The organism is Nibrella saemangeumensis (assembly GCF_039541915.1).
GTDB classification, from domain to species: domain Bacteria; phylum Bacteroidota; class Bacteroidia; order Cytophagales; family Spirosomataceae; genus Nibrella; species Nibrella saemangeumensis.
On the sequence record NZ_BAABHD010000006.1, the window covers coordinates 1 to 20667 of the forward strand.

19 protein-coding genes and 1 tRNA gene are annotated in these 20667 nt (G+C 53.4%); 7 read left to right on the forward strand and 13 right to left on the reverse strand.

Annotated features, from left to right (window positions below):
* The first annotated feature begins 381 nt into the window (after nt 1-381).
* The 4 genes from ABD949_RS04355 to ABD949_RS04370 all read left to right on the forward strand — a co-directional run bounded on the left by ABD949_RS04355 (nt 382) and on the right by ABD949_RS04370 (nt 3805).
* Nucleotides 382-1809 (forward strand): T9SS type A sorting domain-containing protein, encoded by a 1428-nt coding sequence (locus tag ABD949_RS04355; RefSeq protein WP_345240982.1) that lies wholly within the window; start codon nt 382-384, stop codon nt 1807-1809.
* Between the two features lie 281 nt (nt 1810-2090).
* Entirely contained in the window at nt 2091-2534 is a 444-nt protein-coding gene (locus tag ABD949_RS04360) for a hypothetical protein (RefSeq protein WP_345240983.1), read from the forward strand.
* 10 nt (nt 2535-2544) lie between these two features.
* Nucleotides 2545-3582 carry an AraC family transcriptional regulator gene (locus ABD949_RS04365; protein WP_345240985.1) on the forward strand — a complete coding sequence of 346 codons (1038 nt, stop codon included), beginning with the start codon at nt 2545-2547 and terminating at the stop codon, nt 3580-3582.
* Nucleotides 3583-3586: 4 nt separating this feature from the next.
* On the forward strand, nt 3587-3805 hold the full coding sequence (locus ABD949_RS04370) for a hypothetical protein (protein ID WP_345240987.1): 219 nt from the start codon (nt 3587-3589) through the stop codon (nt 3803-3805).
* A 163-nt stretch (nt 3806-3968) separates the two neighbouring features.
* Here ABD949_RS04370 and ABD949_RS04375 read toward each other — a convergent pair whose 3' ends face one another.
* From ABD949_RS04375 to ABD949_RS04410, 10 genes are all read right to left on the reverse strand, one after another.
* Nucleotides 3969-4895 carry a bestrophin family protein gene (locus tag ABD949_RS04375; protein ID WP_345240989.1) on the reverse strand — a complete coding sequence of 309 codons (927 nt, stop codon included), beginning with the start codon at nt 4893-4895 and terminating at the stop codon, nt 3969-3971.
* Between the two features lie 182 nt (nt 4896-5077).
* Complete coding sequence (locus ABD949_RS04380; RefSeq protein ID WP_345240991.1) at nt 5078-6649, reverse strand: glycoside hydrolase family 28 protein; 1572 nt, start codon at nt 6647-6649, stop codon at nt 5078-5080.
* A 659-nt stretch (nt 6650-7308) separates the two neighbouring features.
* Nucleotides 7309-7497 (reverse strand): nucleotidyltransferase domain-containing protein, encoded by a 189-nt coding sequence (locus ABD949_RS30770; RefSeq protein ID WP_425576726.1) that lies wholly within the window; start codon nt 7495-7497, stop codon nt 7309-7311.
* Between the two features lie 68 nt (nt 7498-7565).
* A complete protein-coding gene (locus tag ABD949_RS04385; protein ID WP_345240993.1) occupies nt 7566-7934 on the reverse strand; it encodes a nucleotidyltransferase substrate binding protein in 369 nt (122 codons plus the stop codon).
* A 435-nt stretch (nt 7935-8369) separates the two neighbouring features.
* Nucleotides 8370-8684 carry a DUF2442 domain-containing protein gene (locus ABD949_RS04390; RefSeq protein WP_345240995.1) on the reverse strand — a complete coding sequence of 105 codons (315 nt, stop codon included), beginning with the start codon at nt 8682-8684 and terminating at the stop codon, nt 8370-8372.
* On the reverse strand, nt 8626-8913 hold the full coding sequence (locus ABD949_RS30775) for a DUF4160 domain-containing protein (RefSeq protein WP_425576727.1): 288 nt from the start codon (nt 8911-8913) through the stop codon (nt 8626-8628). Before ABD949_RS30775 ends, ABD949_RS04390 begins: the two co-directional genes overlap by 59 nt.
* Before the next feature lie 133 nt (nt 8914-9046).
* Nucleotides 9047-9121, reverse strand: a tRNA-Val gene (locus ABD949_RS04395).
* 37 nt (nt 9122-9158) lie between these two features.
* A complete protein-coding gene (locus ABD949_RS04400) occupies nt 9159-10472 on the reverse strand; it encodes an MFS transporter (RefSeq protein WP_345240997.1) in 1314 nt (437 codons plus the stop codon).
* Nucleotides 10473-10478: 6 nt separating this feature from the next.
* On the reverse strand, nt 10479-11378 hold the full coding sequence (locus ABD949_RS04405) for an alpha/beta fold hydrolase (RefSeq protein WP_345240999.1): 900 nt from the start codon (nt 11376-11378) through the stop codon (nt 10479-10481).
* A 98-nt stretch (nt 11379-11476) separates the two neighbouring features.
* Complete coding sequence (locus ABD949_RS04410) at nt 11477-11923, reverse strand: hypothetical protein (RefSeq protein WP_345241000.1); 447 nt, start codon at nt 11921-11923, stop codon at nt 11477-11479.
* Between the two features lie 127 nt (nt 11924-12050).
* On the opposite strand from ABD949_RS04410, the gene ABD949_RS04415 reads away from it, so the two are divergent.
* A complete protein-coding gene (locus tag ABD949_RS04415) occupies nt 12051-13718 on the forward strand; it encodes a T9SS type A sorting domain-containing protein (protein ID WP_345241002.1) in 1668 nt (555 codons plus the stop codon).
* Nucleotides 13719-13870: 152 nt separating this feature from the next.
* Entirely contained in the window at nt 13871-15910 is a 2040-nt protein-coding gene (locus ABD949_RS04420; protein WP_345241004.1) for a thioredoxin domain-containing protein, read from the forward strand.
* Nucleotides 15911-15966: 56 nt separating this feature from the next.
* Here ABD949_RS04420 and ABD949_RS04425 read toward each other — a convergent pair whose 3' ends face one another.
* The 3 genes from ABD949_RS04425 to ruvC form a co-directional block, all read right to left on the reverse strand.
* Entirely contained in the window at nt 15967-17838 is a 1872-nt protein-coding gene (locus ABD949_RS04425) for an autotransporter outer membrane beta-barrel domain-containing protein (RefSeq protein ID WP_345241006.1), read from the reverse strand.
* Between the two features lie 565 nt (nt 17839-18403).
* Nucleotides 18404-18823, reverse strand: coding sequence for a secondary thiamine-phosphate synthase enzyme YjbQ (locus ABD949_RS04430; protein ID WP_345241008.1), 420 nt, complete (start codon nt 18821-18823; stop codon nt 18404-18406).
* Nucleotides 18824-18902: 79 nt separating this feature from the next.
* Nucleotides 18903-19493 carry a crossover junction endodeoxyribonuclease RuvC gene (gene ruvC, locus ABD949_RS04435; protein WP_345241010.1) on the reverse strand — a complete coding sequence of 197 codons (591 nt, stop codon included), beginning with the start codon at nt 19491-19493 and terminating at the stop codon, nt 18903-18905.
* A 12-nt stretch (nt 19494-19505) separates the two neighbouring features.
* Here ruvC and ABD949_RS04440 point away from each other — a divergent pair, with 12 nt between their 5' ends.
* Nucleotides 19506-20540, forward strand: coding sequence for a lysylphosphatidylglycerol synthase domain-containing protein (locus ABD949_RS04440; RefSeq protein WP_345241012.1), 1035 nt, complete (start codon nt 19506-19508; stop codon nt 20538-20540).
* Nucleotides 20541-20667: the final 127 nt, after the last annotated feature.

Here is a 20667-nt window from a genome sequence, read left to right on the forward strand (position 1 = left end):
TGGGGTGAGCTACCGTTGGGAGGACAACAGCACCAATGCCGTGCGGACCGTTACCACAGCAGGCACCTATTCAGTGACGGTCATAGCCGCCAATGGCTGCACCGCCACCGCTAGCGTGGGCATCACCGGCAATGCTACAGCGGCCCAGGCCAGCGTTGCTGCTTCTACGACGGTGCTTTCCTGTGCCAGCCCATCAGCCAGCCTGACGGCCAGTGGTGGGGTGAGCTACCGCTGGGAGGACAACTCCACCAACCCAGTACGGACCGTCACCACAGCGGGTACCNTACCGGCAATGCTACAGCGGCCCAGGCCAGCGTTGCTGCTTCTACGACGGCTCTGAGCTGTGCCAGCCCATCAGCCAGCCTGACGGCTAGTGGTGGGGTGAGCTACCGCTGGGAGGACAACAGCACCAATGCCGTGCGGACCGTTACCACAGCAGGCACCTATTCAGTGACGGTCATAGCCGCCAATGGCTGCACCGCCACCGCTAGCGTGGGCATTACCGGCAATGCTACAGCGGCCCAGGCCAGCGTTGCTGCTTCTACGACGGTGCTTTCCTGTGCCAGCCCATCAGCCAGCCTGACGGCCAGTGGTGGGGTGAGCTACCGCTGGGAGGACAACTCCACCAACCCAGTACGGACCGTCACCACAGCGGGTACCTACTCGGTGACGGTCACAGCCGCCAATGGCTGCACCGCCACCGCTAGCGTGAGCATTACCGGCAATGCTACAGCGGCCCAGGCCAGCATTGCTGCCTCCACGACGGCCCTAAGCTGTGCCACGCCAGTGGTGAGTCTGACGGCCAGTGGTGGGGTGAGCTACCGCTGGGAGGACAACTCCACCAGTGCCACCCGCACGGTCAGCACTTCGGGCACCTACTCGGTGACGGTCACAGCCGCCAATGGCTGCACCGCCACCGCCAGCGTGACAGTAAGTGACGATAAAACTACTCCGACAGCGGAGATTATGGCATCGGCCACAACAGTGAGTGCGGGGCAATCCATCACCCTGACGGCTAGTGGAGGTATTACCTACCAGTGGAGCACCGGGGCCACTGCGGCCACCATTGTGCAGACACCGCCCATTGGCAGTACCGTCTATTCGGTTACCGTCACCAATGCCAGTGGCTGTTCAGCTACGGCTTCGGTAAGCATCACCGTCACCGGTACCAGGTCAGTAGTGGGACCAGCCAGCCTTTGCGTGAAGACGGTTCCACCGGATAGAGATGAGGTAACGTTGCCGATAACCATGACAGTCTCGGGAGCCCCAGCGGCTTATGTGTATAGCTGGTCGTATAAAGCACCTAAATCGACCAACTACAAAGACATTGCGGCAAAAGGAACCAGCATAGGAAAGGTGGATTTCAAGCCGGTCACCGGGACACCCACGCTACGCATTGTGGGCGCAAAAGGCAACTTAAACGGCTTGCAAGGCTACCTGGTGCGATTGACAGTGACCCTGGGCACCGAGGTGATCGGTAGTGCCGAGACCCTGCTGGATGGCAATTGCGAGTTGGGTAACAGCAATACCCGCCAGGGTGTATTTACGGCCGAGGCCGTTCAGGTGTTGGTATATCCTAATCCGGTAGTAGAGGTGTTGCAGGTGGAAATAAAGGGCCTGAGCCAACCGGCGAAGGTAGGCTTGTTTGACCTGCAGGGCCGGCAGCGGGGTCAATGGTCTGTTGAACCGGTAGAGGGTGTCGGTCAGTTGAAAGCTGCGGTAACGGACTTTTCCGGAGGGTTGTACCTGTTGCAGGTGGAAACAGCAAACGGAGTGCTGCACCGCCAGCGGGTGCTTATGCATCGGTGATGAACTATGGGTGGTTTAGGGCCATATAAGGGCCCTAAACCGCGCCAGCGTCCGGGTAAGGTCCTTGGCCGGAAGTTCGCGGCCTACACCAGCAGCCTGCCCGGACCATCCTGTTAGATCATAAAACCGAACGGCAAAATCAACCTTAAGCAATTACTCAGGGTGCGCCAAAAAGGCAGAACAACCCATTTGGCGCAAAATGACAATGCGCTGGCGTATACTGGTAACAGGTCTGTAGTACGGTCAGGATAGCTTTGTATCGAACAAAAACTCGTACAATTATGGTATCCTTATCGAACATCTTAAAAGTAAACGCAATCAGTTCAGGCGCTACCGGTCTGCTCCTTGTTTCGGTTCCGGGCGTTGCCGCCAGCATTTTTGGGGTAACCACAACGGCTCCTTTTCTGGAAGTCGGTATTTTTCTGCTTCTGTTTGCGCTGTTTGTGTTTATAGTAAGCCTGGGCAAGCCGATAAAAACGAACCTGGTTAAGCTCATTATTACCCTGGATACGCTATGGGTAGTAGCCAGTGCCATAGCCCTCCTGTTTCTCTTTTCCGTTGTATCGGTATGGGGAAACCTGATTATTGCCGGTGTAGCCCTATGGGTTGCCTTAATGGCCTTTTTGCAGAAGAGGGCCCTGCCATCCGGCCAGGTTAGCAGCAACCGTTTGCAGAATGCGGCAGCCATGCTAACTTTCCTGTTTGTCAGCAGTGCCGTACTGTAACGAACCTACGATGCAGAACCTGCAAAAACAATTCATTCTGGCTTTACTAGCGTATGCCGGTCAGCGGGAAGCCGACCTGGAGCAGGTATGCAAACAATCCGGACTGAATCACAAAGCCCTGTTAACCGACACCCAGACGGCCATCTCCAACCAGCAGGTCGAGCAGTTGTGGAAAAACCTCAGCCATCAGTGCCACGACCCCTTGTTTGGATTGCATTTTGGCGAAAGCATGCAACTGGCCGCTTTGGGTGTGGTTGGACAGGTTATCCTGACCAGCAGCACGGTTGGCGAAGCCTTAACCAATGCCGGTACACTGATCGGGCTACTGACGGATCTGTTCAGCCTGCAACTGGAGCATGGCCCGCAGCAGTTTACCCTGCACCTGATCGCCGACCCGAAAAAGCAGGAGAGCATTCCGTTTACCTACCGGCACCTGGCCGAGTACCTGATGGTATTTACGGTTCACGAACTGGATGGGCTCCTGCTGCAGCGAATTCGACCGGTTTCGGTTCAGATGCCCTACGCCATCAGCGAGCCGTCTAAGTACGCCCGGGTATTCCGGTGCCCGGTGCAACCCAGACAACCCGGCTTCTCGCTTGCGTTTAGCAATACCTATCTAAACCAGCCCATTATTTCAGCCAACTATGCCTTGCAGAACCACCTGCTGCAACAAATCAATGGGCTGGTGAAAGAAGCAAAGGAAGAGGGTCCTCTGCAAACCCGGATTTTTAATTACCTGCTGACCAACTCGTATCTGTACGCGATGTCGCTGGAAGCGGTAGCAGCCAACTTCAACGTCAGCCCCAGGACTCTGCAACGGAAGCTGAAAGAAGAAGGTGTTAGCTTTTTGCAGATTGTCGACGAGGTGCGGCAGAAGCTGGCGGTCCACTACCTGACATCAGGCAATTACCAGATAAAAGAGGTCTCGTATATCTTGGGGTACAATGAGCAAAGTGCGTTTATTCGGGCTTTCAAGCGCTGGACCGGCAAAACACCGACGGACTTTTTGAATCAGGCGGATAGTAAAGCGACCCAGGCACGCAGCTAACGATATGGCTATCTACTTTCCTGGATTTTGTTCGTGCGGCAGTGTAACCTCTTCAGCGTTTGTGCTGACGGTGACCAACGCAACCCGTATGGCTGCGGCAGACGGGACGAATATAGGGGAGATCGTTCAGGTGCGGGTGTTCCCTAATCCGGTAGTGGAGATGCTGCAGGTAGAAATGGCAAATGGGGTGTTGCACCGCCGGCGGGAGCTCATGCAGCGATGATGAGAGTGCTGCATGCATAATCAGAGGCCGTTCTGCTGACAAGTGGATCGGCCTTTACGTTACGGTCTGGTTCTGAAGTAGCTCCATTTCCTGTCAGGAAACAGTACCAGCAAAAGATGTTTATCTACACCTTTCTTCAACTCTTTAACAGCCCTGGTTTCGTTTAAAAAACTTTTTGATAAAGTTCCTTCGGTTTAGGTTCTTCCGGGTGGCCCACTTCCAATAATTCGTATACGTTCTGTTTGATTGTGTGGGTAATGTCTCCAATGGGTAAATCGTTGCAATCCAGACCAAAAGGTTCTTCTATTTCTTCGGCCATTAACTCGATGCCTATAAACGCAAAGAAGATAAACATAATCAGCCCAACTCCCACATAACCGAAATTGGGTAATAAGCCGAAAGGCAGAATTAACGTGTAGGCCGAAATGTAAAGCTTCAGGTATACGTTGTACGAAAAGGGAATAGGCGTTTTTTTGATCCGTTCGCAAGCCCCTGCTACATCATACAACGTTTGGGTGTGCGGCTTGATATTTAGTAAGTCGGCAGCCGTCAGCTCACCCGCTCTGACTTTTTCCTGCACGTTTACCTGAATTTGGGCCGCTATAAAATTGGGCAGGTGGGTTTTGGTACCGTACAAATCCCGTTCCTCTGCGGTTACGTGAATGAGTTCGGTTAGTTTTACGCCCCCACGTAGATGTTCTTTCAGGGCAATACAGAAGTTAGCAATGTGGGCGGCCATAAAGCGCCTGCTTTCCAGGTCCGACTCAGGTAAGGATGCGTGCAGCAACATGGCCAGGGTACGGCAGTTATTGACCAGATTCCCCCACTGCCGACGACCTTCCCACCAGCGGTCGTACGCCGAATTGGTGCGAAATACCAGCAATATAGACAGCACAATGCCCAACAGCGAAAAGGTGCCTGTTTCTATTCGCCAGAGCGTGAGCTTAAAGACACCGTGTACCAGGAAATTGATAAGCGTCATTCCGGCACCCACCCACAGGGTACTTCGTACTATTTTCTGCATGGTGTAACTCCGGTACAGGTGGTTTACATCGCGCAGCCAGTTTCTATTGGATTCATAAATAATCATAACCAGTTTCCAGAGAGTAGACGCAGGGATACTTCGGCGGCAATGATAAGCAAACCGGCGGATATATAGCAACCGACTGATTATTTACCCGACGAGTTCTTACGCTACTTGTCAATAGACACAAGCATCCTATCGATGCAGGAACATCGTCGCCAGCCTTGAGCCGGGTCGGTGCGGGTTGTTCATGGAAAGGGTCGGTAGATTACCCTGGTTTTAGGAATAACGCTGTCAAGTACCAGCGGATGTTGGGCGTTTTTGAGCGAGTTGGTGTGCAGGACCAGATCGCGGGTTGTGGGCCCTGTGATTCGCATAAACGTACCCGTTCCGGGCTGAGCCATGCACTCGCTGATGATGCCGTTTGTGCAATCGGTCAGCAGCAGGGCCGGCTGTGGTGAGGCTTTATGCGCCTGCCGGGCCGATACCTCCCGTAGCCGAAAATTACTGACGTTTTTGAGCACAAGCCCGCTTTGCCAGGCGGGTTCGGGCTGTTCATCGTTCCATCGAACCAGGACATTATCCAGCGTCAGCCCATCGACACCCTCAAACAGCATGGCGTTTTGGGTTCGTTTGTCGGGCGTGGCTTCGGGATTCATGAACACCAGCACGTTGGCAATGCGAATGTTTTCCAGCGGTTTGCCGATGGTGGTCATGATCCGGCTGGTGCCCTGCGCATACGCCGTTACGTTGTCGACGGTGATGTTTCTGATGGTCCCTACCACAGAGTTTGGGTTGCGTTTTTTGAGCACGAAGTAAAACACCTCGGCACTGCCCCACCAGTTCCAGTGCCGCCGGTGTAGGTCGATGGTCAGGTTCGAGAACCGAACATCGCTGATTGTCCCGCCATCCTGCACGTTGATACCCATGCCTTTATTCGACTCCCGGATGACACAGTTACTGAAAATGACGTACCGGATGGGCGACAGCGTTTCCGTCCCGATCATCAGCGCGGTCGAGGAACTGGTGAGAATACAGTTATCGACCAGAATATTTTCGGTCGGGTACGATTTGCCGCTGTCCTTAAAGTCCCACGAGCCGCTTTTAAGGCAAATCGCATCATCACCAGTCGAGATGGTGCAACCCGAAATGTGGGCGTTGCTGGTGCCGTCGAGGTCAATACCGTCCGAGTTGACACCCATCTTAAGGTCGGAAAGCACGGTAACGCCCCTGATTTTTACATCCCTGCACCCCCAGATACGCATACACCAGAGCGAGGTGTTCACAATGGTTACGTCGTCGATGGTAATGTGCTCACACTCTTTCAGGAGCAGCGTAAACGCACTTTTCCCAACCCGGTAACTCCGTTTCATCTCCACGCCCGCCTTTTTAGCGATCTCCACCTCGCTGGCAATCTCTACATCACCGAAGTTATAGTCGGACCATTGGTATTTTGCTTGTCCGTCAATCTTTCCCCGACCCCTGATGGCAATATTTCTGGCGTTTTCGGCATAGATGAAACCCCTCGCGCTGAAAGCCGGATTGGGCAGATCAACATACAAAATCGCCCCGGCATCGAGCTGGAGCGTAATGTTGTCGTACAGCACGATACCCAGGCACGTATAGTCGCCGGGCGGCACCTGCACCACGCCCCCACCAGCCGCTTTAGCGGCAGCAATAGCCTTCGCAATGGCCTCCGTTGCGTTATCGCTTTTCTGACCGGTGGCACCGTAGTCGCGGATGTTGTACACAGGAGGGATTGCCAGCGCGGGCATTCGCAGCCATGTCAGAAAAACCAGGAAAATGATGGTTGTTTTCAAGAAGTTAGTGGTTAGGAAATGCCAATTATTGAACCGTTGGACAGCCTACTGGCGAAAGCTGGTTCGGTAAAAATCTTCCTCAGTTGTACGGACTACGCTTACCTCAAAGGTAGCTTGCTAACTTCTTAATCCATATATTGACCTCCTTTTTAAGACAGGATTATTAGCAGTAAACCACCGTGCAGTTACAACTAAATCTTAGTAAAGTATCCCTTTCCCAACTGGAGCAGTACCTGTAGATCGTCAGTAGAAAGTGGACAAAAAAACGGAAAAAGGAAGGGTTGGTTTTACGCGGTTTGCCATTGCTGGCTAATATAACCTCAGCGGTGGCCGCTTTTTCTTCTTTTTATCAGGGTCGGCTGTTTGACTTTCTCTCATTCCGCTAACTTTGCCTGACTTAGTCCAGTAAACAAATCTGCTAGTGTTGAGTTATTCTTTGCTGCACAAAAACCAGCTTTGATTTGAGCGGGCACATGGATATTTTAAGGAATATTATTAGAAGAACTCAACGGTAGGTGTAAGGTATTATCAACTCATTTCGGTAGTTGTCGGTCATAAAGGATTACCCCTACACGCTCAATATGATTTAATATATCTCTATCGTTGACAGCTTTATGATTAATCAAATCAAAAGGCACTAACATATTTAAATTCTCTAATTAAATACTCAATTTCAGTATATCATTCAACGTAAGGGAATCGCCTTTAATGGCTAAGTCTATATCCGAACCAGGCTTGTAATTACCCATTGCCCTAGAACCAAAAATAATGACCTGTTCAGCTTTGTCACAGTTGGCAAATACCTGTCTGATAGCGTTAAGGTCCCGAGCCGTTAAACCAAACCTCATTCGTCGAATAAATTAGTTTGTTTTCCATATCGTTCCGATTCAAGTCTCCCTTCCAGGTCTTTAAATAGCTAAACGTACGAAGTAAAAATATTTTCGGAGATGCCATCAGCGGTATCGCTGTTGTAGGTATGAGAAGTTAACTCTCTGGATTTTTTCATCATTCTCCATTGCTCGGCATCCGTTATATAACCATCCTGCAGGGCCTGAGAAAGAACCGGATTTGGACCGGCGATATCTTTATACCCTTTGTAATTCAATAAATCCTGAAGTGTTTTCCAGGCTAATTCAAACGTATATTCAAATCGTTGAATAAGCCCTTCCTTCTCAAGTTCAGACAAATCGTCCAATTTTGTTTTCTCCACAACAGACGACAATTTTGCCAGCGCTTTTTTGTAATTAGTAAAACGTTGTATCCAGCGTACATCAGTATTATCCACGTTTTTATCCAGTTGGTACGCCAAAGATAACTCCGAACCGGCCAATTGAAGCTAAATAGTCTTTGTTTGACGGAGGGCGGCCTGGCTAAGTTCCGGTGTTCGGGTAAAACATCAACGATCCCGTTAAATCCTTATATTAGCTATTAGACGGCCTTTCAGGCATTCAGAAAGTTTGCCTCTGGCCTTGGTAGTAGCTGTTTCGGTTGACAGTAGGTTCCCTAAGTGCACGAATTGGTGTATGTTGCTTAAAGACTTTGCTCCCAGTGCGTGACTACCATATCATCCGGATAAAACAACTTCATTGCTGTCGTATCCTGCCAACAACGCCGTAGCGAACTGGAAATGTACAAACTCTACTCCCAGGATGAAGGCTTCAAGCAGGCGATGCAGGATACGATTAGGCGGATGTTGAGGTTGTAAAAGAGAGTCGTCCAGCTATAAGTACAACTGGTTACCAAACAGGATATTTTCGACCCCGATAATTTCATCAACCTCGTCCCAGAAGACATTATAGGCACTGACCGTAAACTGCCGGCGCTGACGGGGGGTAGCCTGCTGGAGTGGTTTTGACCAGGCAATCGGTATCGTGACGGTACGCCCATCATTCAATTCAAACCAGACTGAGTCAGCCTTGACTTTAACGCCGGTGATGGTAGGCAGACGATCAAACGAAGGCCGACGAACCCGGCTTTTACCGGCCTTTCCGCTTGTAGTTGGGCGTGACTCCGTTGGCTTTACAGTCGCTTTCATACGTCTGACTAATTTTATCTCTGTGCTCTACCAAGGCTTTTTCAATGCGGGTTAGTTCCCTTTTATTGAAACCGACATTATCGGCTAATTGAACTGAACCGTCGGAATAGATCCAAAATTTACACAATTTTCGGCTATTGTCGCTAACGTGGACATGTAAGGGTTCGTTAACTAAATCGTACAGCCGGTAGAAGAACCGGAAGCCAAATAAAAGAAATAAGGTTGGCATGTAAACGACTGAAAAGCAGGCTACAACAAATTACAATATATAACATTGTAATTCAATTGTTAAAGCCGTTTTCATATGAAATTAAAAAAGCCCCAAATGTAAAAATCTGAGGCTTATGGACAACGTGTCCCGGTAGGACGTAGCGGGCTCGAACCGCTGACCTCTGCCCTGTCAAGGCAGCGCTCTGAACCAACTGAGCTAACATCCTGTATGTAGATCGCCTTCCGGCGAGGTTCGATGCAAAATTAAGCAACTTCCTGTGTTTTCAAACGAACGCGATACACTTTTTGCGAGGGTATCCGCGCAAGTAACAGAAAACCAATCACAAAAAATACCAGCAGGGCCAACACGCTGTTGCGCATGCTGCCCGTGATCTGCTCGATCAGCCCGTACGAGGCCGTACCCAGCACAATGGCGAGCTTCTCGGTTACGTCGTAGAAGCTGAAAAACGAGGCCGTGTCGGTGGTTTCTTCGGGGATCAGCTTGGAGTAGGTGGAGCGGGAGAGCGACTGGATACCGCCCATGACCATGCCCACCAGGGCCGCCAGCGCAAAAAACTGGTTCTGGGTATTCACAAAGTATGCTCCAGCGCAGATCACCACCCAGACCGAGACGGCAATCATCAGCGCGTAGGTATTGCCCAGCCGCTCCGAGAGTCGCGCAAACAGGTACGCCCCCGCAATGCCCACCAACTGAATCAGGAGAATGGTAATGATCAGGCTCTGGGCGGGGAGTTTCAGCTCGTCGCTACCGAAGATGGTGGCCACGTACATGACCGTCTGCACGCCCATACTGTACACAAAAAACGCCACCAGAAAGCGCTTCATCAGAGGCAGGTGCTTCAGTTCGCCAAAGACCTTTTTCAGCTCCCGGAAGCCGTTGAACAGCCAGCCATCCTGCGGCACCGCCCGCAAGGCCGGATCGGGCAGGCGGTTGAACGGAATCTGGGCAAAGCCAAACCACCAGATACCCACCGTCAGAAACGACACGCGCGAGGCCAGCCCCTCCGAGATACCGCCGTACCAGCCGGGAAACAGGATCATGGTTAGGTTGAACACCATCAGCAGCACCGAGCCCATATAGCCCAGCGAGTAGCCTTTGGCGCTCACGCGGTCGAAGCGGTCTTCGGTAGCGATGTCGGGCAGGTAGGAGTTATAAAAGACGATACTGCCGCTCCAGCCCACCAGGCTCAACCAGAACAGAAACACAGCCAGCGTGGTCGTCTCGCGGGTGAAGAAGTACAGCAGGCTGCAACTGATGGCCCCCGTGTAGCAAAATACCTTCATGAACAGCTTTTTGCGACCGCTGAAGTCGGCAATGGCCGTGCAGAACGGGCTCAGCAGGGCCGCCAGCAGAAACGCGGCCGAGACGGTGTACGTAAACAGCACCGAGTTTTTGACCTCGACCCCAAGAAAATTGATCACCGGTCCACCGGCATCGTTCAGGGCTGTGGCCGAGAAATAAACGGGAAAGATACTGGAGACAATCACCAGCGAATGCACCGAATTGGCCCAGTCATAAAGGCACCAGGCATTCAGTACCCTGGGGTTGTTTTTCATGCTTGCTTACAGGCTACTATTCAGAAACTGGATCACCGTCCGGCTGAAGGCGTGGTTGGAATCCCCCGCCACCATATGCCCGGCTTCGGCCACGTTGACACTCTGCGCGTGGGGCACCACATCCAGAAACTCGGTCATCACTTTTTCGCTGACCACATCGCTGATACCCCCGCGCACGATCAGCGTAGGCGCACTTAGCGCTCTGGCGGCAGTAAACAGCCGCTCTTCGTAGCCGATCCGCTGCTCGGTGGTCGCGGAAGCAAACTGCTGCCAGACAGACAGAAATTTCGGGTCCCAGTGCCAGTAGTAGCGGTCGGGCCCGCCGTTGGCGCTGGGTTTCAGGCGCAGGTTTTTCTCCAGCCGGCTCAGGTCGGAGGGCCGGGGCCGCTGGGGCAGGTAAGCCGCCACGGCATCGGCCGCTTCCTCCAGAGAGGCAAACCCATCGACGTTGGCACTCATGAACCGGAAGATCCGCTCTACGCCCTGCTGCTCCACGCGGGGCGCTACGTCTACCAGCACCAGCCCGGAGGCAATGGACGACTGTGACTCGCCAATGGCCAGCAGTGAGATAATGCCGCCGAGGGAAGCGCCCACCAGCGCCGGACTGCCGCCGATCTGCCGGATGACCTCTTTCAGGTCCGATATCAGGTAATCGACGGTATAATGGCCTTCGGGCGACCAGCTGCTGTCGCCATGCCCGCGAATATCCAGCGATATGGCATACCAGCCGGCACTGGCCATCCAGCGGGCGGTTTCGCCCCACGAGTGCCGGGTTTGCCCGCCCCCGTGCAGCAGAACCACGCAGCGCTCCGACGGGGTACCGTAGGCATCGGCCGCCAGGCGGATACCCGGCTCTGTTTCAAAAGTAAGCCGTCTGGCCTGATCGTTCTTCCGAATGGTTTCCATAGAGTGAAAGAGTGAGAGAGTGAAAGAGCGAAAGAGTGAAAGAGTGGAGCAGTAACGCCCCTTTACTCTTTCACTCTTTTACTCTTTCGCTCTTTCACTCATAATGAAGGTACAAATTCGAGGTTGGCATCCGTCTCCGTCCCGGCCACCGGCACTTTGTTGCGCAGGATGAGTTTGCTGCGGGACAGCTCTACAATTGGAAAACGCCCTTTAAACTGGTTGATCTCAATATCGACGGCCTGGTTGTTCTCGACCAGATACCAGGTACCACCGTTGAGTACCTGCTTGGTTACCCGGTCTACCGCCCGCGTCATGTTGTTCGCCCGAAACTGGATTTCCATGCCATACAACGCCATCGTGGCCAGGTTCAGCTGGGATTGATTGATGGTCTGCCGGTTGGCGTCTGTTACCCGATCCAGTTTCCAGCCCGTACTCATTATGACTTCAGCCCGGTCACCGCTTGCCGCTGGCTCTGTTGTCTTTTTGCAGTTGGCAAGCGTAATGGTTACGCAAAACAGGATCAGCCAATACGTTACTTTTTTCATTGTTGGTTACGTTAAATTTCAGACATATCTGACTGTTACAGGAACGTCTTATTCCGCAGGATAGTCTTAGCGGGTTATTTAAGTGACAATAATAGCATAAAATAGTAGTTTTGAGCAAAAATCAGCCATGCGTTTTCCGGCTATCCGTCCACACCTTTCTGTCTTGCTGTCCGGCTGTCTGCTGTTCGGGATGCCACTGACCGGTAAAAGCCAGGTCCAGTGCGCCGAGCCGCTGTCGCTGGCAACCCCCACCCCGGCCGGCCGGGTAGGCTGGCAGAAGTTCCCGGATTTTACGCTCCCCTTTACCATCGTCTATGCCGCTCCCCGCATGGGCGACACGCAAGCCAGTCCGCTCCGCCATGGATTCAGCCACATCGCCCGCGTCCAGGAAAACGAATACCTCGCCGGGCTGGTCCCCCCTAAACAACGAGCCCTCGACTGGTACGGGTTTGCGTTCGATCTGAAGCAGCCCTGGGAAACGCTGCTGAGCCCCTGGGGTAACGATACCCTGGCGTACCAAGCCAAATGGGACCAGTTTCTGATTGGGTTGTCGGGCGGCCAAACCAACAGCCAGGGCCGGTATATCATTCCCCTGAGCATTCTGTCGGTCGATATCGAACGGTTCCTGCCCACCGACGACCGAATTCTGCGGCTGAAGCAGGACCCGGCCATTCCGCAGGTGTACCGCAGCCTCTCCGATGCTGAATTTCTCCGGGCTTACAAGCGCGACATGACCAACCTGTACGCCAGTGGTCTGCGCTACATTCGCCGGAAAGCCGACCTGACCGGTATTCCCCTGACCACCTATAGCGATACGCCGATCCGGAATACGTGGTTCAACGTGACCGGCAACAGCTGGAACGACTGGCGCACCAATCCGGAGCGGGTCAGTTTTCTGGTAAAAGACCAGGCGACCAACCGGGTGGGTGGTCCTTTTTACGAGCAGCTGGATGTGCTGGCCCCGTCGGCGTATTACTATTACGACTACCCGAGTCCGCTGGCGGGTGATTACCTGGCGTATATGTTGTTTCAGATTGAGGTCAACCGGGCGTGGAGCAACAAACCAGTCATCCCCTACGTCTGGATGCGTTACCACGACTGCTGCGGCAACCACCCCCGGTTTATTCAGCCGTTTATGGCCGAAGCCACCGCCATTTTTCCGTTTTTCTCGGGGGCCAGGGGCTTATGGTTCTGGGACCATATCGACAACCCGACCGACAACTATAGTGCCTACGAGCACTTCATCCACGGCCTGTACCGGCTCTCGCGCTTCGCCGATATGTTTACGGGTAATTACGAACTGGTGATCAGCAAATCGGCCCGCGACCACATGGAGGAGCGGACGTCGATCTGGCGCGGGGTTGTCAAGGGCAATAAGATCCTGATTGCCGCTCACAACCCCTACGCCGACGACAACCAGACTACCCTGATACCGGTGCAGTATGGCTCCTGGCAAACCAATATTACCCTGAAAGGCCGTGAGGTGTATCTGTGCCAGTTTGAACTGTCGGACGTCCAGACTTCCCCTAAGGAGCTGGCCATTACCAACCTCAACCTCTTCCCGAACCCGGCCAGCGCCCAGGCTAATGTCTGGTTTGAACGGACGGAAACACAGCCGCTGGTGATTACGGTGGTTGACCTGCTGGGCCGTACCGTGCTATCGCAGCCGGTAGCGCCGGGCGAAACCTACGTCCGCGAAATCCTGTCTGTCCAACACCTGCCGCCCGGTATGTACACCGTGGTGATCAGCGACGGTACCGCCCGCCAGACGCGTAAGCTGATTATTGCCAGGTGAGGGGTGGAGAGTTGTTGAATGATTGAATGGTTGAATGATAGAATGTGGAATGTTGACAGGATTCTCCCCGGCAGTTAACCATTCAATCCTTCGATCAGTTACCTATTCAATCATTCAACCACTCAATCATTCAATCTTTTAATCAGTTGCCCATGAACCGACTTAGCCAGGAAAGCAGCCCATACCTGCTGCAGCACGCCCATAATCCTGTAGACTGGTACCCCTGGGGGGAGGAAGCCCTCACGAAGGCCCACCAGGAAGATAAGCCCATTCTGGTAAGTATCGGGTACTCGGCCTGCCACTGGTGCCACGTCATGGAGCGCGAATCGTTCGAGAATGAGCAGATCGCCCGGATCATGAACGACCATTTTGTGTGCATCAAGGTCGACCGGGAAGAACGGCCCGATGTCGACGCCATTTATATGGAAGCGGTACACGCCATGGGTGTACAGGGCGGCTGGCCGCTCAATGTTTTTTTAATGCCCGACGCCCGGCCATTCTACGGTCTCACCTACCTGCCTCCGCAGCAGTGGGCGAATCTGCTGGGTAGCGTCCGATCGGCATTCAACGACCACCGCGATCAGCTGGCCGAATCGGCGGAGGGCTTCGCCAGGCACCTCAATGCGTCTGAAATCCAGTTGTACAACCTGACCGAAACCGACGCCCTTTTTACGCCCGAAACGCTGGAGCAGCTTTACCGGAAACTGGCGCTGAAATTCGATACCGAAAAAGGAGGCATGAACCGGGCTCCCAAGTTCCCCATGCCCAGCATCTATACCTTTCTGCTCCGGTATTACCACCACACGCAGAACGAGTCGGCGCTGCGGCAGATCATCGTGACCCTCAACCGCATGGCCCTCGGGGGAATCTACGACCAGATCGGGGGCGGCTTTGCCCGGTACTCGGTAGACGATATGTGGTTTGCGCCCCACTTCGAGAAGATGCTGTACGACAACGCTCAGTTGCTCACCCTTTACTCGGAAGCGTATCCCCTGACCCAGAACCCACTGTACCGGCGCGTGGTGTACCAGACCATCGACTTTGCCCGGCGCGAACTGCTCAGCCCCGAAGGTGGTTTCTACTCCGCCCTCGACGCCGACAGCGAAGGCGAAGAAGGCAAGTTCTACACCTGGACCACACCCGAATTAAAAGAGATTCTAGGCAATGACTTCGAGTGGTTTTCCGACCTGTACCATATTACGGAGGAAGGTAACTGGGAGCCGGGCCACGATGGGCATGGACGAAATATCCTACACCGCACCGTAACGGACGAGGAGTTTGCCCGTCAGGCCGGCTGGAGTATGGAGGAAATGAACGAAATGCTGTCGGTCGCCCACGCCCGGCTGATGAGCGCCCGCAGCCCCCGCGTGCGACCCGGATTGGACGACAAGGTACTCTGCTCATGGAACGGCCTGATGCTGAAAGGACTGGCTACCGCTTACCGGATTTTTGGCGAGCCGGATTTTCTGACGCTTGCGGTACAGACGGCGAACTTTCTAAACGGGCAGATGACCGATCAGCATACCGGGCAACTCCGCCATACTTTTAAAAACGGCAAAGCCAGCGTAACCGGGTTTCTGGAAGATTACGCAGCGGTGATCGACGGCTACCTGGCGCTGTACCAGGCTTCCTTCGATGAAGCCTGGCTGCGCACCGCCGACCAGCTTACCCGCTACGTGATGGAGCACTTTGGCGATAACGATGAATCGACTACCGAACTGTTCTACTTTACGGATAGTGCAGGCGAAGCGCTGATTGCCCGGCGCAAGGAAATTCTGGACAACGTGATTCCGGCGTCTAACTCCATCATGGCGGGTAACCTGTACACGCTGAGCCTGTTGATGGACAGGCCCGACTACGGCGAACGGGCCGACCAGATGCTTGGCCGTATTCAGCCGCTGCTCCAGCAGTACCCTGGCGAACTCACCAACTGGGCCTCGCTGTACGCTATGCGGGTACGTCCAACAGCCGAAATCGCCATCCTCGGTCCGCAGGTTCAGGAGATCCGCCGGGCCATCGACGCCCGCTTCTACCCCAACAAAGTGCTGAGCGGCACCGAATCGGAGAGCAGGCTGCCACTGCTGGAAAATCGCAGCATGACCAAAGGCCAGACTACCATTTATGTCTGCTACAACCGTGCCTGCCAGCTACCGGTAACCGATGTGGAGGAAGTCTGGCGGATGCTGCACTAACACCCCAAAGCCCCGTCCCTGCGCTTGGCAGACGGGGCTTTGGGGTTCAGTTTAACTTATTCTGTTTTCAGCACTCTGAGCATCCTTTTCTGCGCAGGCGTACTAACCCGCAATATCATTAAGCCTGCTTGCTGATTCACCGGCAACCTATGCCGCTCCAATTCGCCAGCCTGTTCCACCTGTCGGGTTACAATCAGCTGGCCCTGAACGTTAATAAGTTCAATTTGCAGCGGTTGCCCCTCAGCGCCCTGCACCTCAACTACCAGTTGACCGGCCTGTACCGGGTTACCCAATACGCGCACAGTCAGGTCGGAAAGTTGTTCGGTCAGTCCCATCCTCGGGGGGGTACAATAAGCCGCCGGGTCGAAATCAACTTCCACAACCTCCCAGCCATCATCGGCGCAGTTGCGTTGTCGCGCCCGGATTTTAAAGGATTTCTTTCGGTGCTTTGATTCAATGTAAAAATTGGTTTCGGTAGTCCATCCTTTTGTCAGAATAGCGGTATGGAATTCAACCGGATTGCCATTTCCGGCTGTAACCGATAAGGTAAGCTGTCCGGTCTGGCAATCGAATAATGGAGTTGCCAATACCAATGGGGTGGTACTTAGCGTAACAATCCAGGCATCTTTAAACCCGCCATGGTTACCGGTAACATCGCCGTCTGTCGAATTGGTTTCTCCTACAGCTATCCAGCTCCCACCGGTAAGCGTTGTAAGCGCATAAGCAATGTCCTGTCCGCTACCGCCCAGGCTTTTCTGCCAGAGCAGGTTGCCGGTGCTGCTAACGTTCGCAACCCAGAAATCATTACCTCCATGGTTACCGGTAACATCGCCGTCATTTGATTCTACCCCTCCAAGCAGCAGGTAACCTCCGCAGGGACCAGGTTGTATGGCCGAACCAAAATCAAAGCCTGTTCCTCCAAGCGGCTTTTGCCAGACAAGATCACCGGTTGCTGTCAATTTAAAAATCCAGGCGTCTGAAAACTCCCCGTGCGGACTGGATACATCCCCATCGACCGACGACGTAGTTCCGGCGATAATCAGGCTTCCATCTGCCGTTTCCATAATATCACTCGCCATATCGGGTCTACTCCCACCGTACGTCCGCTGCCAGAGCATATTGCCGGCGGCATCCAATTTCACCATCCAGGCATCCCCACTCCCTTTCTGTCCGGTCACATCACCGTCGCCCGACTCTGCACTACCGGTAATCAGGAAGCCACCATCCTGGGTTGCAATGACATCAGCGGCCATATCAGAACTGCTTCCGCCCAGCGCCCTTTGCCAGAGCAAATTACCAAATTGATCCAACCGGATCACCCAATAATCGTTTCCGCCATGATAGCCGGTCACATCACCGTCTCCGGATTGAGTAAACCCAACCACCACATACCCGCCATCAAGAGTGGTTGTAATGGCCGTTGCCCGGTCTGACCCACTACCGCCATACAACTTTTCCCATAAGATATCGCCACTTTCGCTCAGCTTAAAAATCCAGAAATCATCACCGCCATGCGTCACGGTAGGCGGGAAGAACGTAATATCTCCGGTGGCAGAATAACCCACTACCACGTATCCGCCATCGGAAGCACGGGTGATACCCCAAGCTTCATCGCCGGAAAAGCCACCATAGATTTTGCTCCAAAGTTTCGTACCATCGGCGTCAAATCTGGCAATCATAGCATTACTGGCTTGTCCACGGAGCACAGCAACAGGGGAGCTTAGGTCCCCGTCTGTCGATTCAGTACTGCCAACCATAATGAAACCACCGTCGGTAGTGGGGATAACATCGTAACCCACATCGGTACCGCTACCACCAAACGCTTTCTGCCAGTCGACAGTTGGGCCCTGCGCCCATAGTACATTCGCTACTAAACAGCATAGCCCTACAAACCCTGCTGCTTTACGGGTTAGAATAGACGTTAACATAGGAGTGAGACTGTAGTTTTTGGGAAATCCAGAAGCGTAGTTACCTAATCAAGCTCAAGAGCCAACCAATTGCTAAAATTCACACCATCCAGGCTCAAACACCCTGGAAGAGAAAGTTGCGCGTAGCCAGAAAGTGACTCCAAAAAGCATAAAAAGCCATAAAAAATTACGGCCAAAAACAGCTTGCGGAATGTCGGTCAAAGCCACGGATCCGACACGTGGATGCATGAATACAGAGCCATTCATACCTGGCCTTTACCCGTATCACTAAGCTACTATAAAATCTAAAAATCGGGCAAATTATTTATTAATCGGCAAATAAGCTGCTGTTTATAAAGACTTTACATATAAATCATTGATGTACCCACTTACTTTACTCTTCCTATACGGCAGGTAACTCTTTGACCAGATTGCGTTAAGTAATTGCCATTTACCTCTGTTTCATAAACAGTTAACCCACAGGGTTATACGCAACGTTTACATGTGAGAAAAAAGTCTCTTTAGCGCTGCCAGTACTGGAGATTGCAAGCGCTAACCTGGCGTAGCCGAATTAAACAGGGACAATTTATTCTCCCAGCGCCGTCAGTACCAGGGTCCGGGAACCGCCCTGGTCGCGGTGCTCGCAGAGGTAGATACCCTGCCAGGTGCCGAGGTTGAGCCGGCCGTTGGTGATGGGAACGGATACTGAACTACCCAGCAGCGCGGCTTTCAGGTGAGCCGGCATATCGTCGGAACCTTCGTAGTTGTGCCTGTAATACGGCGCATTTTCCGGTACCATTTTGTTAAAGTGAGTTTCAAAGTCCTGGCGGACGGTCGGATCGGCGTTCTCGTTGATGGTCAGACTGGCGGAGGTATGCTGGATAAATACGTGCAGAATACCCACCCGGATCTGCTGCAGTTCCGGACAATCCCGCTCAATCAGGCGGGTGATCAGGTGAAAGCCGCGGGGGTGCGGAGGAAGCTTTATGGTTTTTTGGAAAGGCATTCGTTTGTTTCAGGTTTCAAGTTCAAAGTTTCAGGTTCAGGCGGCTCTGTTGAAACTTGAGACCTGAAACTTGAAACAATTAAACTAACCGCCCCGGGTTTTCGCCGACAAACGCGCCCCAGCCGCCTTTTTTGTCTTTTTTTCCGCCGGATTTCTTCACGCCGGGGATGGAATTTTCGTGGAAGTAGTGGCAGATAGCGATGGCCAGCGCATCGGTAGCATCGAAGAATTCGGGATCAAGATCCGCGTTCAGCAAGTGGCTGACCATGTGCGATACCTGCTCTTTGGACGCGTTGCCGTTGCCGGTCACCGACTGCTTTACCGTGCGCGGTGAGTACTCCACGATGGGAATTCCCCGCGACAGCGCAGCGGCCATCGACACACCCTGCGCCCGGCCCAGTTTCAGCATGGCCTGCACGTTTTTGCCGAAGAAAGGATCTTCGATCGCCATCTCGTCGGGCAGGTATTCGTCGATCAGCCGCAGGATGGTATCATACAATTTCTTCAGCTTCAGTTCGTGGGTGCTATATTTGCTGAGGTGAACCACACCGTACTGCAACATCTTCATCTGTCCGTTCTGCACCTGAATGATGCCGTAGCCGGCTACCTGGGTGCCGGGATCGACGCCCAAAATGATTTTTTCAGATGCAATTACGGATGTTGAAGCCATTGTTATGCGTTTATGCAAAGTAACGATTTACAAATTGATTCGATACCACCGCCGGCCAAAAAAATCCTTTTTTGGCTAAAACTGGCCGTTTTATCTGTCATCCTTGCCTACATCACCTACACACTTGGCCAACAGCCAGCGAACTGGAACCGTGTCTGGCAGCACTTTCAGCAGACCAACTGGGCTGGAAGCCTGGCGCTGGGTTTAGTGCTGCTTACCCCAGTAAACTGGGCGCTGGAAGCATTAAAATGGAAGATTCTGATCCGGCGCGTGGAGGCCGTCAGTCTGACCGAAGCGTATCAGGGTGTACTGGCGGGCTTATCCCTGGGTTTTGCCTTACCGGCCCAGGTAGGCGATACTGCCGGACGGGTGCTCTCGTTGCGGTCGGGCCGGCGGGCCGAGGGACTCGGCGCATCGCTGGTATCGGGAGGCATGCAGTTTTATGTGGCGCTGCTGTTCGGCACGGCGGCCTGGCTGCACCAACTGCTGACCGTACCTGCCCGCGATACTACCGCCGGGAGGCTATTGTTCGGTCTGCTAACGAGTATGCTGCTGGCTGGCCTTGGGCTGGTTCAGGTGCGTCGGCGGCTACAGCCGGCAGACAACCCGCGGCCGTGGCTACGCCAGTTAACTACGTACCTACAGGTAGCCGGGCAGTACACCTCCGCCGAATTTATCCGGGCTCTGCTGGTAGCTTCGCTTCGCTACCTGACATTTTCGCTCCAGTTTTATATGGCGCTCCGACTGTACGGCATTGCCCTTCCCGTCGACGATATGGCCGCCGGCATCGGATTGGTCTTTCTGGCGAAAACGATTACTCCGGCGTTTAACCTGCTGAGCGATCTGGGCGTGCGCGAAGCAGCCTCATTGTGGGTCTTCGCCCCGTATGGTGTGGTGGCTCCGCTCCTGCTGACAGCCACCTTAACGCTCTGGCTGGTCAATGTCCTGTTGCCGGTGCTGGTTGGCCTGGTTTGGGTCTGGCGGCTGCGCTGGTCTGTTGATTTGCCATTCCGACGCAGCCGGGCGGCCGGTGCCGAGGCATCTTAATTGTAATTCAATCAGCAAGATGCCTCGGCACCGGCCTTTAGGTTTGTGGTGTAGTAAGATTCTTAGAAATAAGGTAGCTTACTAGAAGAATAACAGAGCGGGCTTGCCTATGGCATACCGGCCTGGC

Coding starts and splice junctions, on each gene's coding strand:
- ABD949_RS04360 (WP_345240983.1), top strand. CDS start 2,091: ATGGTATCCTTATCGAACATCTTAAAAGTAAACGCAATCAGTTCAGGC.
- ABD949_RS04365 (WP_345240985.1), top strand. CDS start 2,545: ATGCAGAACCTGCAAAAACAATTCATTCTGGCTTTACTAGCGTATGCC.
- ABD949_RS04370 (WP_345240987.1), top strand. CDS start 3,587: ATGGCTATCTACTTTCCTGGATTTTGTTCGTGCGGCAGTGTAACCTCT.
- ABD949_RS04375 (WP_345240989.1), bottom strand. CDS start 4,895: ATGATTATTTATGAATCCAATAGAAACTGGCTGCGCGATGTAAACCAC.
- ABD949_RS30770 (WP_425576726.1), bottom strand. CDS start 7,497: ATGAGGTTTGGTTTAACGGCTCGGGACCTTAACGCTATCAGACAGGTA.
- ABD949_RS04390 (WP_345240995.1), bottom strand. CDS start 8,684: ATGAAAGCGACTGTAAAGCCAACGGAGTCACGCCCAACTACAAGCGGA.
- ABD949_RS30775 (WP_425576727.1), bottom strand. CDS start 8,913: ATGCCAACCTTATTTCTTTTATTTGGCTTCCGGTTCTTCTACCGGCTG.
- ABD949_RS04400 (WP_345240997.1), bottom strand. CDS start 10,472: ATGAAAAACAACCCCAGGGTACTGAATGCCTGGTGCCTTTATGACTGG.
- ABD949_RS04405 (WP_345240999.1), bottom strand. CDS start 11,378: ATGGAAACCATTCGGAAGAACGATCAGGCCAGACGGCTTACTTTTGAA.
- ABD949_RS04410 (WP_345241000.1), bottom strand. CDS start 11,923: ATGAAAAAAGTAACGTATTGGCTGATCCTGTTTTGCGTAACCATTACG.
- ABD949_RS04415 (WP_345241002.1), top strand. CDS start 12,051: ATGCGTTTTCCGGCTATCCGTCCACACCTTTCTGTCTTGCTGTCCGGC.
- ABD949_RS04420 (WP_345241004.1), top strand. CDS start 13,871: ATGAACCGACTTAGCCAGGAAAGCAGCCCATACCTGCTGCAGCACGCC.
- ABD949_RS04425 (WP_345241006.1), bottom strand. CDS start 17,838: ATGTTAACGTCTATTCTAACCCGTAAAGCAGCAGGGTTTGTAGGGCTA.
- ABD949_RS04430 (WP_345241008.1), bottom strand. CDS start 18,823: ATGCCTTTCCAAAAAACCATAAAGCTTCCTCCGCACCCCCGCGGCTTT.
- ruvC (WP_345241010.1), bottom strand. CDS start 19,493: ATGGCTTCAACATCCGTAATTGCATCTGAAAAAATCATTTTGGGCGTC.
- ABD949_RS04440 (WP_345241012.1), top strand. CDS start 19,506: ATGCAAAGTAACGATTTACAAATTGATTCGATACCACCGCCGGCCAAA.